This window comes from Amycolatopsis sp. NPDC003731 (genome assembly GCF_053586895.1).
In genome coordinates this window covers 13,890-27,375 of the sequence record NZ_JBSFNC010000125.1, presented here as the reverse complement: position 1 = coordinate 27,375, position 13,486 = coordinate 13,890, and the positions used below count along the sequence as shown (strand labels likewise).

General features: G+C 73.6%; 11 protein-coding genes. 4 read left to right on the top strand and 7 right to left on the bottom strand.

Features of this window, described 5'->3' with window-relative positions:
* Both ACWDN5_RS35810 and ACWDN5_RS35805 read right to left on the bottom strand, forming a co-directional pair.
* Positions 1–624: RNA polymerase sigma factor (locus tag ACWDN5_RS35810; protein ID WP_449679397.1), on the bottom strand; the 624-nt coding region annotated here is incomplete at its 3' end.
* A 92-nt stretch (positions 625–716) separates the two neighbouring features.
* The gene (locus ACWDN5_RS35805; protein ID WP_449679396.1) at positions 717–1,139 is read right to left on the bottom strand and encodes a VOC family protein; all 423 of its coding nucleotides are present in this window, start codon (positions 1,137–1,139) and stop codon (positions 717–719) included.
* A 47-nt stretch (positions 1,140–1,186) separates the two neighbouring features.
* Between ACWDN5_RS35805 and ACWDN5_RS35800 the strand changes: the two genes are divergently transcribed.
* Entirely contained in the window at positions 1,187–1,843 is a 657-nt protein-coding gene (locus ACWDN5_RS35800; protein WP_310975485.1) for a GntR family transcriptional regulator, read from the top strand.
* A gap of 12 nt (positions 1,844–1,855) precedes the next feature.
* Here ACWDN5_RS35800 and ACWDN5_RS35795 read toward each other — a convergent pair whose 3' ends face one another.
* The 3 genes from ACWDN5_RS35795 to ACWDN5_RS35785 form a co-directional block, all read right to left on the bottom strand.
* The gene (locus ACWDN5_RS35795) at positions 1,856–3,787 is read right to left on the bottom strand and encodes a DNA/RNA non-specific endonuclease (RefSeq protein WP_449679395.1); all 1,932 of its coding nucleotides are present in this window, start codon (positions 3,785–3,787) and stop codon (positions 1,856–1,858) included.
* 93 nt (positions 3,788–3,880) lie between these two features.
* Positions 3,881–5,497 (bottom strand): CocE/NonD family hydrolase, encoded by a 1,617-nt coding sequence (locus tag ACWDN5_RS35790; RefSeq protein ID WP_449679394.1) that lies wholly within the window; start codon positions 5,495–5,497, stop codon positions 3,881–3,883.
* Positions 5,494–6,102 carry a TetR/AcrR family transcriptional regulator gene (locus tag ACWDN5_RS35785; RefSeq protein ID WP_449679393.1) on the bottom strand — a complete coding sequence of 203 codons (609 nt, stop codon included), beginning with the start codon at positions 6,100–6,102 and terminating at the stop codon, positions 5,494–5,496. The genes ACWDN5_RS35790 and ACWDN5_RS35785 overlap by 4 nt, the downstream gene beginning before the upstream one ends.
* Positions 6,103–6,173: 71 nt before the next feature.
* Between ACWDN5_RS35785 and ACWDN5_RS35780 the strand changes: the two genes are divergently transcribed.
* Entirely contained in the window at positions 6,174–7,187 is a 1,014-nt protein-coding gene (locus ACWDN5_RS35780) for a zinc-dependent alcohol dehydrogenase (RefSeq protein WP_449679392.1), read from the top strand.
* 4 nt (positions 7,188–7,191) lie between these two features.
* Here ACWDN5_RS35780 and ACWDN5_RS35775 read toward each other — a convergent pair whose 3' ends face one another.
* Positions 7,192–8,739, bottom strand: coding sequence for an adenylate/guanylate cyclase domain-containing protein (locus tag ACWDN5_RS35775; protein ID WP_449679391.1), 1,548 nt, complete (start codon positions 8,737–8,739; stop codon positions 7,192–7,194).
* 107 nt (positions 8,740–8,846) lie between these two features.
* Between ACWDN5_RS35775 and ACWDN5_RS35770 the strand changes: the two genes are divergently transcribed.
* Together ACWDN5_RS35770 and ACWDN5_RS35765 are read left to right on the top strand one after the other, a co-directional pair.
* On the top strand, positions 8,847–9,749 hold the full coding sequence (locus ACWDN5_RS35770; RefSeq protein ID WP_310975494.1) for an AurF N-oxygenase family protein: 903 nt from the start codon (positions 8,847–8,849) through the stop codon (positions 9,747–9,749).
* Position 9,750: 1 nt separating this feature from the next.
* Entirely contained in the window at positions 9,751–11,208 is a 1,458-nt protein-coding gene (locus tag ACWDN5_RS35765; protein WP_449679390.1) for an FAD-dependent oxidoreductase, read from the top strand.
* Between the two features lie 42 nt (positions 11,209–11,250).
* On the opposite strand, the gene ACWDN5_RS35760 is transcribed toward ACWDN5_RS35765, so the two are convergent.
* On the bottom strand, positions 11,251–13,476 hold the full coding sequence (locus ACWDN5_RS35760) for a hypothetical protein (RefSeq protein WP_449679389.1): 2,226 nt from the start codon (positions 13,474–13,476) through the stop codon (positions 11,251–11,253).
* Positions 13,477–13,486 lie beyond the last annotated feature (10 nt).

Below are 13,486 nucleotides of genomic sequence, written 5' to 3'. Positions count from 1 at the left end.
GCGGGCCGGCAGGGCGCCGCGGACCCAGGCGCCCATCCGGCGGCGGGGTTCGCGGCAGGCCGGCTCGTCCGGCTCGGGCACCTGGACCTGCAGGTACGCCTGCCGCAGGCCTTCCCGGGCCCGCATCGCCAGCGCCGCGACGCTGTTCGGCGACAGCCCGAGCGAGGGCGCCACTTCCGTCGGGGTTCCGCCCTCGGCCTCGGTCCGCCACAGCACCGTCCGCCACCGGCCGGGCAGCGTGCAATAGGCCGACCACACGAGCCGGGCGTTCGACCGGAGCAGGGCGAGCTCGTCGGCACCCCGGCCGGGCGGCTCCGGAACGGTGGCCCGCAGCTCCACCCGGGTGCGCTGCTTGCTCCACCGCGCCGCCAGGTTGCGCAGGGTCACGACGAGGTACGGCCGCAGGTCGCTGTGCGGTCCGCCGCCGGCCCGCACGATCGTCAGCACCCGGGCGAACGTCTCGGCCACGAGGTCGTCGCGCTCGGCGGGCTGCCGCGCCCACGCCCCGGCGGTCCGCCGCAGCGGCTCGGCGTGCCGGCGGTAGAGCCGTCCGGCGGCGTCGAGATCCCCGGCTCTCAAGGCGGCGAGCAGCACGGCGTCCGGCACGTCGTCGGCTGGTTCCATGGCCACCGGGTACCCAGGGAACGGGCCGTGACCACCGGTCGGCCCGATCGGGTGGAACTGCCGTCCCGGCGATTATCCGGGCAGCGGGCCGGTCAGACCGCGAACACCTGGGCGTCGTCGGCGAAGGCCTTGAATTCCAGGGCGTTGCCGGCCGGGTCGAGCAGGAACATCGTCCACTGCTCGCCGGGCTGACCCTCGAAGCGGACGTACGGCTCGATCACGAACTCCGCGCCCGCCGCCCGCAGCCGGTCGGCGAGCGCGTGGAACCGCGGGACGGTGAGGACCAGGCCGAAGTGGGGCACCGGCACGTCGTGGCCGTCGACCGGGTTGTGCACGCGCTGCGGACCGGCCGGGGCCAGGTGCGTGACGAACTGGTGGCCGTGCAGGTTCCAGTCGATCCACGTGTCCGCGCTGCGGCCCTGCTCGAGGCCGAGGACTTCACTGTAGAACCGCCGGGCGGCGGCCAGGTCGTCCACCGGCATCGCCAGGTGGAAACGGGGGATGGGCAGGGTCATGGGAACTCCCTTCGCCGACGATCTTGTCTTGATGTTAACATTAAGGCATGAGTGGTTCGGTGGTTCCCGCCCGGCGCCGCGGGCTGGCCGACGAGGTCGCGGACCGGATCCGCGACGCGGTCTTCGACGGCGTCTACGCTCCCGGCAGCCAGCTGCGCGAAGTCGAGCTGGCGGAAGCGCTGGGCGTCAGCCGCGGCCCGGTGCGGGAAGCGCTGCTCAAGCTGGAGCGCGAAGGGCTCGTCCGCAGCGAATGGCACCGCGGGGCCACGGTGACCGCCCTGACCGACGAGGACGTCACCGAGCTGGACAGCCTGCGGGCCGCCCTCGAGCAACTGGCCGTCGAGCTGGTCCTCGAGCGCGCGGTCGACGAGGACCTCGCCGCGATCGACGCCGTCGTGCGGCGCATGGAACGCGCGCTCGACGAGCACGAGATGGTCCGGTGCGACCTCGAATTCCACGACGCGGTCTACGCGGCCGCCGGGCACCGCCGGCTGCGCGAGGCCTGGCAGGCGATCCGCTCGCAGGTGCACCTGTTCCTGCTCACCCGGATCGGCGTCGCCACCGACGGCTACCTGACCGGCATCCCCGCGGAGCACCGCGACCTCGTGACCGCCCTGCGCGCCGGCGACCGCGAGGCGGCCCTCACGCTGTTCGCCGAGCACCGCCGCCATGCCTTAAACGTCCTCAGTGGACGGACGGCCTAGCCGGATACGTCGTCAGAGCACCAGGTCTGCCGCGCTCCGGACCTCCTGGGCCTGGCTCGTGGCTTCCAGGCCGGTGAGCGGGTCGGCGGCTTCGAGGTCGCCGAATCTCAAGCCGGTCAGCTCGGCGATCCGGCGGACCGGCACCTGGTACGTGCGGTAGGCGCCGTAGTCGAACTCGGTCGCCGTCTCCAGGCCGTGGATGAGCTCCTCCTGGCTCAGCAGGTACGCCGTCGCCGACAGGGTGCCGTCCTTCTTCACCATCGCGACGACCTTCCAGAACTGGCGGGGCAGCTGGACACCGCGGTACCGGTCGTCGTCCGCGGCCAGCACCGGGCCGGTCACCACGCTGACCTTCAGGTCGAAGTTGTCCGCGTTGTTCAGCACGTAGTCCTCGAGCCCGGCCCACGTCGTCTTGTTCTGGTTGAAGTCCTGGTGCTGCGGCGAGCAGTTCGTGAAGTGGAACGTGTCGTCGTTGCCGAGCTGGGCGATCGGCTCGGTCGCGCCCCACGCCGGGTCGAGCCGGCGGACCAGGTGCCCGCGATCGAGGGGGTTGGCCCGGTAGAGCTCCTCGCCGATCTGCTCGGTCACCGCCACCCGCGGGTCGAGCGACCAGTGGTCGGCTTCGCGCCGCAGGGCCCGGCTCAGCCGCCCGTCGATGTTGACCGCGGTGAACATCGCCAGCCGCCGCTCCCGGTGCATGACGACGCTGAAGTGGTGGTACGGCAGCACGTACCGCGGCTCGCCGGTGGCCTGCCGGTTGACCGCCGCCAGCGGGACCAGGGCGTCGGACAGGCCGGGCAGCGGCACGGTGTGCCCGGGCAGGAAAGCCGGGTCGTAGCCTTCCCGGTTCGCGTAGTCGGGGTCGATCCGCCCGGTCAGCGGTTCGGCGCGCAGCCGGATGTCGAACGGCATCGCGAGCGTCAGCACCGGCGAGGTGCCGCCCGAAGAGCCGTCGGGCGGCAGGGCACGCTCCAGGCGGGTGGCCAGCCCGTCGAGCAGCGCCCGCTGCGCCGGGGTGAACGGCTGCTCCCGCAGGAACTTCAGCAGCTTGCTGACCCGGATGCCTTCGTTGAGGTATCCGCCGTATTCCGCGTGGCCCGTCGCCGGGACGCTTGCGTGGTGCAGCGCCACGATCTCCCACTGGTCGTTGAAGACCGGCGAACCGGACGACCCCGGTTCGGTGTCGGTTTCGTAGTGCAGGAACTCGTCGAGGACGTCGACGACCCGGTTTTCCCGCAGCGCGACCTGCTTCTTGCCGCCGCCGGGGTGCTGGACGATGGTGACGAAGTCGCCGACGATCGCCTTGCCTTCGCTGGCGATCAACCGGTTGAAGCCGAACGGGCGCAGTTCTTCCGCGGTCGCCTTCACCGCGACGAGCGCGAAATCGAGCGACCGGTCGGCGGCGAAGAACCGGCCGGGGTCGAGCGGGAAGGCGCGCACCGGCTTGGGCAGGCCGTCGACACCGTCCTGGTAGTCGAACTCGATGACGCCGAACCCGGCCGCCTCGGCGTCCGGCAGCACGTGGTGGTTGGTGAGCAGCAGTTCCGGCGACACGAGCGAGCCCGTGCCGTAGCCGATCAGCCGGCCTTGGGCGTTCCGGATGTTCATCCGGCCGACCGCGGCCGCAGCCGTGACGCCGCCTTCGAGGTAGCCGACGCCGAGCAGGTCGTTCGTGAGCACGATGCGTTCGAGGATGGCGCCCGCGGCCGTCATCGCCGCCGGGTCGCCCGCCGCGATCGCCGCCGGGCTCACCGGCCGGACGTCGGGGTAGTAGCGGCCGAGCCGGTCGATCCGGGTCGCCACCCGGCTCGGCTCGTCGGCCTCGGCGATCCCGCCGGGCTTGCGCAGCAACGCGATCTTGGCCTGCCGCGGCCCGGTGCGCTCGGCGGCGCGCGCGGCCGCGGCCCGCTCCTGCTCGGACTGCCGGTCCGTCTTGACGTCCACGATGCCTCCCGAGAGCGAGCCGGAAACACCGCGTTAGTCGCCCGGCCGCAAGGCGCGTTACACGGTTTCCGGCGCGTCGCCGGGAGTTCTTTTTCAGTTCAGCACGGGAAGCACGATCGCCGACGGGTGTGCCGGGTCGTGGTGGACCTCCTGGTCCGCGGCGCGCAGGGTGACGGCGGTGGCGTGCGACTCGCCGGTGCCGGGATTCCGGGCGTAGCGCGGGAAAGCGCCGCTGGAGACCTGGACCCGGATCCGGTGCCCGCGCCGGAACCGGTGCGCCGTCGGCCACATCCGGACGGTGACGGCGGCCGGCTCATTGGCCTCGCGCAGGCTGGTGAGGCCGTCGCAGACGTTGACCGACCGGCCGTCCGGGCCGACGTCGCAGAGCCGGACGAAGACGTCGGCGAACGGCAGGCTCGACCGGAACCAGATCTCCGCCTGCACGTCCCCGATGACTTCGACGTCCTCGCCGAGCACCGGCGTGGTGTAGGTGAGGACGTCGGCGCGGGCTTCGAGCGCCGCGTTGTCCACCCGGCCGGCGTCCGGGGCCATTCGCACGCCGCCGGCCGCGGGGGTCGGGTCGGCCGGGTCGTAGCGGTAGCGGTCCGGTTCGGACTCGCCGGGGACCTCCGTGGCCAGCAGGCCGCCGGCCTGGAGGTGGAACCGTTGCGGCGCATAGCCTTCCGGCGGCCACGAAGCGAAGTCGCGCCAGGCCTCCTCACCCATGACGAACAGCCGGACCGGCGCCCGTTCCGGCGGTTCCTCGCCGCGGGCGTGCGCAAGCCCGAATGCCAGGGTTTCCCGGAGCGTCTCGCCGGTGCTGCCGAGCAGGTCGGAGCGGCCGGCGTGGGTCCACGGCCCGACCGTCAGGCGCGGCCGCCGTCCTGCGTCCTGCAGCGTGCGGAAGTCGCGCAGCTGGCCGGGCAGGAAGATGTCGTACCAGCCGGCGATCGAGCTGACCGGGACGGTGACGTCCACGACGCGGTGCCGGTGGTCGACCTCCGCCCAGCGGGGGTGGTGTTCGGTGCGGGTGAGAATGTCCTGGATGTAGTCGGAGCGGTGGCCGATGGCGACGACGTCGGCCTGGGCGAGCGGCAGCGTGTTCAGCGCCTGCACGAGCTTCTTCGCCTGGGCGCGTTGCCGGACCAGCGCGAACCGGCGTTCCTGGACCGCGACCTGGACGCCCCACCCGAACGGCGTCTCCAGCGAAAGGCCGTCCTCGCGCAGGAATTCCAGCGTCAGCCCGGATTCGGTGACCTGGGGGACCATCGCCTTCACCTGCGGCGGCAGGCGATCGGCGGCCGCCCACTGCACGTAACCCAGGTAGCTGGCGCCGACCAGCACGATCGCGTCGCCGGACCACGGCTGCCGCACCGCCCAGTCCAGCGTTGCGAGGCCGTCTTCGCGTTCCTGCCGCAGCGGGTCGAAAACACCGCCGGAGCCGAAGCCGCCGCGCGTGCTCTGGACCAGCACCTGGAACCCGCGCTCGGCCAGCGGCCGCGCGAGGATCGCGCCGAACACGCCCCGGCGGCCGTAGGGCGTGCGCACCAGCGCGAGCGGTAGCCCGTCCCCGCCGGCGCGGGGTGCCCACCGGTCGGCGAGCAGCTCGACGCCGTCGGGCATCGGGACGCGCAGGTCCCGCTGGACGGCGAGGCGCCGGGTGACCGGCGCGGGCAGCTTCAGCAGGCGTTCGACGAGACGGCTGATCATCGGCCGGCCTCCTTCGTGATCATCGCGGTGACGACCGAGTGCATCCGCAGCAGCCGGCCGGCGAACTCCTCCGGGTCGAGCGGGTCCGGCCCGTCGACGACCCACGCGTTGACGACCGCTCCCGCCCCGCCGGTCAGGAAGGTGGCCAGGTCCTCGAGGCCGCCGGCGTCGAGCCGGCCGCCGAGGGCACGGCCGAGGTTTTCCCGGTTGACCGGGAGGAACAGGCCGGTCAGCGCCTTGTTGAGGGCGAACGCGGACGCCCCGGTCAGCAGCGCCCGGTAGAAGCGCCGGTACCGGGCGAAGTGCCGGCCCAGCGCCAGCAGGGACGGGTGGTCGCCGGCGGCCGAGGCGAGGCCGCCGAGCTCGCCGAGCAGCTCGCGCCGGACGAGGTCGAGCGCGGCCTCCAGCAGCAGCGAGTCGCGGTCGCCGAACTGCTGGTACAGCACCTGGCGGCTGACGTCCGCCGCCTCGGCGATCTCGGACACCGGGACGGCGGTGGAGTCGCGTTCGGACACGAGCTCGACCGCGGCCCGCAGCAGGGCCGCGCGCGACCGGCGGACCCGCCGGTCCTTGGCGGGCGCTTCGGTCGTCCAGTCGCCGGTCACGGCGTCGATAATGGACAGGTGTCAAGAAAATAGCAAGTGTTCGGAATACGGGCTCGTGCGAGGATGCGGCCATGTCTTCGACGATGCGGGCCTTCGTGCTCACCGGTCCGCGGGAGTGCTCGGTGCAGGAGGTGCCCGTCCCGCAGGCCGCCGCGGGCGAGGTCGTCGTGGACGTCGAGCGGGCCGGGGTGTGCGGCACCGACGTCGAGTTCTTCACCGGTGACATGACCTACCTGCACCAGGGGCACGCGGCTTACCCGATGCGGCTGGGACACGAGTGGGCCGGCACGGTTTCGGCGATCGGTGACGGCGTCGACCCCGCCTGGCTGGGGCGCCGGGTCACGGGCGACACCATGCTCGGCGACCGGACGTGCCGCCGCTGCCGGAAGGGGCACCAGCACACCTGCGAAAACCGGCAGGAGGTCGGCATCCGCGGCGGCCGGGCCGGCGCGCTGGCGGAGCGGCTCGCCGTGCCCGCGTGGTCGCTGCACGCGCTACCCGATTCGGTCGACGCCGTGCTCGGGGCCCTGGTCGAACCCGGCGGCAACGCCCTGCGCGCGGCCCGCGCGGCCGGCACCGGCACCGGCGACCGGGCGCTGGTCCTCGGGCCGGGGACGATCGGGCTGCTCACGGCCCTGTTCCTGCGGGCGGCGGGCACCGAGGTGCACCTGCTCGGGGTCGGCTCCCCCGACTTCGCCCGCAGTCTCGGCTTCGCGCACGTGTGGACCCGGGAGACTTCGCCGGACCTGCCGTTCGACGCGGTGGTCGACGCGACCGGCGCCTCCGGCTCGCCCGCGCTCGCCGCGGACCTGGTGGAACCCGCCGGCCGGGTCGTCTACATCGGACTGTCCGGCCGCCCGAGCGAGCTCGACACCCGCGTGCTGGTGCTGAAGGACGTCACGGCGGTCGGGGTGCTGTCCGCGTCACCCGGCCTGGCCGACGCAATCGCCGCGTACGCGAGCGGAGCGGTCGACCCGCGCCCTCTGGTGGCGGCGACGGTCGGCCTCGAGCAGGCCGGCGCGGTGCTCGCGGGGGAGCGGGTCGGCGGCGCGGGACCGAAGGTGCACATCGACCCGCGGCGCTGACCGGTCAGCCGGGCCGTGGTGAGGCGAGCGTCGTCGGGCGGCTGCGGCCGCGCAGGGTGACGTCTTCGGTTGCCGTCCACCGGGCGGCTTCCTCCCCGGCCGCGGCCTCGACCGCCGTCCAGGAGGCGAGGAGGCGGCCGGGTGCGTTCTTCGCCAGCTCCGTCAGCCGCGCGGCTTCGTTGACCGGGTCGCCGATCACCGTGTACTCGAACCGGCGGGGATCGCCGACGTTGCCGGCGACCGCGTCCCCCGTCGCCACGCCGATCCCGGCCGGGCCGTCCGGCACCTCCGCGGCCAGCCGGCGGGCGATCGCGCGGGCGGCGGCCAGCGCGCAGGTGGCGTGGTCGCCGAGCGGCGCCGGCGCCCCGAACACCGCCAGCGCGGCGTCGCCGACGAACTTGTTGACCAGCCCGTGGTGGCGATCCACCTCGTCGACCACCACCGCGAAGAACCGGTTGAGCAGGCCGACGACCTCCTCCGGCGGGCGGCTCGCGGCCAGCGCCGTCGACCCGACGAGGTCGACGAACAGTACCGACACCGTCCGGACCGTGCCGCCGAGCTCGTTCGACGTGCGCATCGCCTCGACCGCGACCTCGCGGCCGACGTGCCGGCCGAACAGGTCGCGCAGCCGTTCGCGCTCGGCCAGCCCGGCCGTCATGTCGTTGAACCCGGCCTGCAGCAGGCCCAGTTCCGTGCCGTCGTAGACCGGGATTTCGACGCTGAAGTCGCCGGCCCGCACGCGCCCGAGCGCGTCGCGCACCGAAGAGATCGGGTTGACCACCGAGCGGGCGGTGAACACCGTGACCAGCAGTCCGAAGCACAGCACCACCAGCCCGAGCGCGATCACCGACACGGCGAGTTTCGTGGTGGAGACGTCGCCGCGCACCCAGGCCAGCACCGCGGTGACCACCAGCCCGGCCACCGGCACCCCGGTCCCGAGGCACCAGAACAGCAGCATCCGCCGGTTGACGCCGCCGTTGACCGGGCGCGGCGGCGTGCTGCCCGCCAGCGCCAGTGCCGCGTACGGCCGGAGGGCGAACTCGCCGAAGAGGTAGGCGATCGCGCAGACGACGACCGCGGCGAACGCGACCACCAGGAACTCGGTGAGCACGACCTCCGGCTGCACGAGCGCCGCCAGCCCGGCGAAGACCAGCGTCGCGAGGCCCCAGAGCACCGCCTGCACGACCGTCAGCCGCAGCGGGACGCGCAGGCTCGCGGCGCGCTCGGCGTCCGTCGGCCGACGTCCGTCGGCCGCCCAGCGCAGGGTCCGGAGGGCGCCGCGGGTACCCCACAGCGTGCCGATGACGACCGCCGAAACGACGTACACGGGTACTGCGACCGCGGTGACGCGCACGAGCTCACCGGACATCCCGGGCGCCGGCATGAGCAGCGCCGCGAGTCCGACCACGACCAGCGCACCGATCACGTTGGTGGCGATCAAAGCGGCCGTGAGCAGGCCTTGAACGCGCCGGCGCAACGCGGTGGCGTGCTGGTCCAGCGGTCCGAGCAGGCCGGAGCCGAACGGCTCCGCGGGGGAGCGTCCTGGGGTCACCATCTGAGTGTACGGTCGTTCACTGAATTGCCCGGAGACGGGTGCCGCAAGTATGTGTTACGGTTGGTAACAGTGAACTTCGGTAACACCTGACGAGGAGGTCGGTCGTGACGAGCATCAGCGAATCGGGCGTGTCGGACCGGGAGACCGTGGCGCGGCGGCTGCTCGACTCGTCGGAGCAGCTGTCGTACGACCCGGTCAAGGAGGTCGACTGGGAGACACCGCTGGACACGGGCTACCACGGCGCGAGTCCGGAGTGGAGCACGCTCTACGGCACCTCCTATTGGGCGGACATGACCCCGGAGCAGCAGCGCGAGCTGACCCGCCAGGAGGCGGCGTCGGTGGCGAGCACCGGGATCTGGTTCGAAATGATCCTGCAGCAGATGGTGCTGCGCGACTTCTACGCCAAGGACCCCACCGACCCGGCGTTCCAGTGGGCGCTGACCGAGATCGCCGACGAGTGCCGGCACTCGATCATGTTCGCCCGCGGCGCGGCGAAGCTGCGGGCGCCCGCGTACCGGCCGCGCCGGTTCGTCGTCGAGCTGGGCCGCGTCTTCAAGGCCACGGCGACCGGTGAAGCCGCCTACGCGGCGATCCTCGTGGCCGAAGAGGTCCTCGACGTGATGCAGCGGGACTGGATGCGCGACGAGCGAGTGGTCCCGTTCGTGCGCACCATCAACAACATCCACGTCGTCGAGGAGTCCCGGCACATGAAGTTCGCCCGCGAGGAGACCCGCGAGCGGCTGAGGAGCGCCGGGTGGCTGCGGCGCCAGATCAACGGCCTGGTCGTCGCGATCGCGTCGTACTTCATCGTGACGAGCATGGTGAACGGCAAGGTCTACGAGAACGCCGGGCTCGACGGCAAGCGGGCGCGGCGCGAGGCGAAGGCCAACGAGCACCACAAGTCGATGCTGCGCTCCAGCTGCTCCGGGCTGATGGAGTTCCTGCACTCGGCCGGGCTGCTGACCAAGCCGTCGCTGTGGTTCTACAAACGAGCGAACCTGATCTGACATGGCCTTCGCGATCACCCAGACCTGCTGCGCCGACGCCACCTGCGTGTCGGTCTGCCCGGTCAACTGCATCCACCCGACGCCGGACGAGCCGGACTTCGGGACGACGGACCTGCTCTACATCGACCCGGCCACCTGCATCGACTGCGGCGCCTGCGCCGACGCCTGCCCGGTGGACGCGATCTTCCCGGCCGGCGACCTGACCGGGCCGCTGCGGGCGTACGAGCAGATCAACGCGGAGTACTACGCCGGCCGGGACGTGCTGGCCGACGTCTCGGTGGCGCCGAACTTCCACCGGTGGGCCCCGCCGTCGTTCACGCGGGTGCTGCCGAGCGACTTCGCGCCCCTGGACGTCGCCGTCGTCGGCACCGGACCGGCCGGGATGTACGCGGTGGAGGACCTGCTGCTGCACACGAACGCCCGCGTGACGCTGATCGACCGCCTGCCGACGGCCGGCGGCCTGATCCGCTACGGCGTCGCGCCCGACCACCCGTCGACGAAGAAGATCGGCGAGACGTTCGCGCGGTTCCACGACCACCCCAGGCTGCGCCTGCGGCTCGGCGTCTCGGCCGGCCCCGAGCTGGCGGAGCGCCACGACGCGGTGATCTACGCGGTCGGGGCGACCGAGGCGCGGCGGCTCGGCGTCCCGGGCGAGGACCTGCCCGGCAGCCTGCCGGCCGCGACGGTGGTCGGCTGGTACAACGGCCACCCGGACGTCGAGCCGGACGCCGTCGACCTGTCGGCCGAACGCGTGGTCGTCGTGGGAACGGGCAACGTCGCCCTGGACATCGCCCGCATCCTGACGGCGGACCCGGAGGTGCTGGCGGAGACGCCGATCGCGCCGGAAGCGGTGGCCCGGTTGCGGTCGGCCAAGGTCCGCGAGGTGGTCCTGCTGGCCCGCCGCGGCCCGGAGACGGCGGCGTACACCCGGCCGGAGCTGCTGGCCCTGGCGGCCCGCGGCGGCTTGGTGGTGGACGAGGACCCGCGGGTGGCGGCGGCGATCGACGGCGCGCGGCCGGGGGACAAAGCGGCGTGGCTGCAGGGAGTGCCACGGGAGCGCGTGGACTGGTCTTCGCCTCCGCCGGAGGGCCGCCGGATCGTGCTGCGGTTCCACTCGGCGCCGCTGGCGTTCGACGGCGACACCGAGGTCCGCGCGGTGGTGACGGCGGATGGCGCCGAGATCCCGGCGGGCCGCGTGATCCGGGCGGCGGGGTTCCGCGGGGTGCCGGTGCCGGGGCTGCCGTTCGACGACGACGCGGGGATCGTGCCGAACTCGGCGGGCCGGGTGTCCGGGCGGCCGGGGGTGTACGTGGCGGGGTGGATCAAGCGCGGGCCGTCGGGCGGGATCGGCGCGAACAAGGCGTGTGCGCGGGAGACGGTGGGGTCGCTGCTGGAGGACGCGGTGGCCGGGCGGCTGCCGGTGCGGCGCAGGGGAGCGCGGCTGTTCGGCCGCGCCTGAGCGGCGGCCGGAAACCGTGGTGGGAACCGGTTTCCGGCCGCTTCAGGCCGTGCGTGCGCGGCACCAGTGCGGGCCGGTCGTCCAGCCGAGCAGCCGCCGTCCCGAGCCGTCCGGCAGCGTGCCGTCCGGGGTGAACGTCGCGCCCTCGACCACCGCGGCCAGCCCCGTCACCGCCGGGCCGAAACGCTCCGCCAGCCCCGCCTGCGTCACCAGCTCACGCAGCCGAGCCACCGCCGCACGCTGATCTTCCTCCGCGCGGAAGCTCAAGAAGAAGACCGCCTGCCGCCACGCGTAGGCGGCGTTCTTGATCAGCTGCCGGCTCCAGTACCGCTCTCCGGCCAGGCGGCGCACCACCCAGGTGAACACCTGGCCGGCCAGGTCGGGGCCCAGGCGCGACCGCAGCCCCAGGGTCTCCACGAGCACCGCCAGGTTGTGCGTGGTGAGGATCTGGCTCTGCTCGATCACCATCCCGTTGCCCGCCACCGACCGCCGCCGGCGGCCCGCTCGGGCCTCGCAGACCGCCGCGAAGTCGTCCGCCGTGCGTCGCAGCAGCTTGCGCGGCGGCGCCGGCCACTCGTCCGGCAGGTCGTAATACCGCGCATACAGCGTGCCCGCCATGATCCGGCTGGTCGCCGCCGCCGCGGTGCGCCACTTGTCCGTGAACGTGCCCACGAAGATGTCCGCCGCCAGCTCCTCGAGCAGCGGCATCGGCAGGCCCGCCTGCTTGGCCAGCGCGCCGAGCTCACGCAGCAGCGTGTTCGGCAGGATCGCGTGCGGGAACGAGCCGAGCGCCAGCAGCACCGTCTGCGTCAGCGTCTGCCGCGCCGCCCGGGCGACGTCGGGACGCCGGGCCCGGAACGGCTCCAGCGCCCGGATCCACGGCAGCTCCTCGAACCGGACCTGCTGCTGGAGGTCGAGCAGCAACAGCCCCCGGCGACGGCGGAAGGCCGCGTACGTCTGCGCGTACAGCGCCGCCAGCCGCTCGTCTTCGACGTTCGCCGCCATCAGCTGCGCCGTGATCTGCGGCAGCACCACCGCCAGGACGTCGCCCGAGGTGATCACCCCGCGCGCGACCAGCTCCTCGACCGGTGCCTCCAGCGCGCGGGCCACCTTCGCGACCAGGTGCGGCGGGACGGCCTCGGCGACGACCGGGTCGAGCGCGGGGAGACCGCCGTCGCCGGGGTAGGCGTCCAGCCGGCCGGCCAGGACGGCCGCGAGCTCGGCGTGCGTCGGGCGCGCGGCCACCGCCGCCTGCACCGACCGCAGTGCGGCCCGCCGCTCCGAACCCGGCTCGCCGTGCTTGGTGATTGTGTTGGCCAGCGCCCGCCGGATCCAGCCGACGTCGCGGCCGGTGAGCTCCGCGCTCGCGAACTGGCAGCGCCGCAGCGCCCGGGCCAGCCGCGCGAAGTTGCTCTTCGGGTGCGTGTGGGAGGTGGAGGCCGTGTGCCGCGCGCACGCCGCCGCGTAGTCGACGAGCCACTGCGCCCGCCGGGAGCCCCAGCCCTCGGGCCACGTCCGGCACGGCCAGCCACCGGTGACGCCGTCCTCGCCCAGCCGCGGCAGCTCGCCCTCGACCGTCTCCACCCACAGGGCGACCAGCCGGTCGTACAGCGGGTGCCACACCCGCAGCGTTTCCAGCATCGCCGTGATCGCGGGCTTGGTCTTCGCCGAGCGCAGCGTCGCGCGGACCTCGCCGACCGTGGCCAGCCGCACCAGCGCGCCGGACGGCCGCGGGGCCGCGCCGGGCAGCGGGGCCAGGCGCAGCCGGTGCAGCAGCGGCCGCAGCTCGGCGACCAGGTCGAGGGCGGCCTCGGCGTGGCCGTGGTCGAGCAGCCAGGCGAGCACCGGCAGCGCGGCGTCCTCCGGGAGTTCGACGCGGTAGGCCTCGGTGGCCAGCGCCGCGCGGAGGGCGGCGAGCCCGGCGTCGGTGAGGTGGCCGAGGTTGACGCGCTCGCGGTCGGTGCGGCCTGGTGCGCCGGCCGGGACGGCGGCGAGTTCCTCCGGGCGCACCGGGAGTTCGGCGAGGTACCGGCCGGTGGCGAACCCGCCGTGCGCGACCTCCAGGGTGACCCACGCCGGGGTGTCCGCAATGGGGGTCCGGGAGCCGACCGTCAGCGACCCGTCGGCCATGCCGGCCAGCACCGCCTGCCACCGGCCGGCCTTGGCGAGGGCGCGGCGGCGGACCCGTCCGTCCGTTGTGGACGAAGCGGTGCGCAACGCTCGTTCGAGCTGCCCGTAGGCGTAGCCGGGTGACGCCTCCTGTGCCATGTGGACTCCC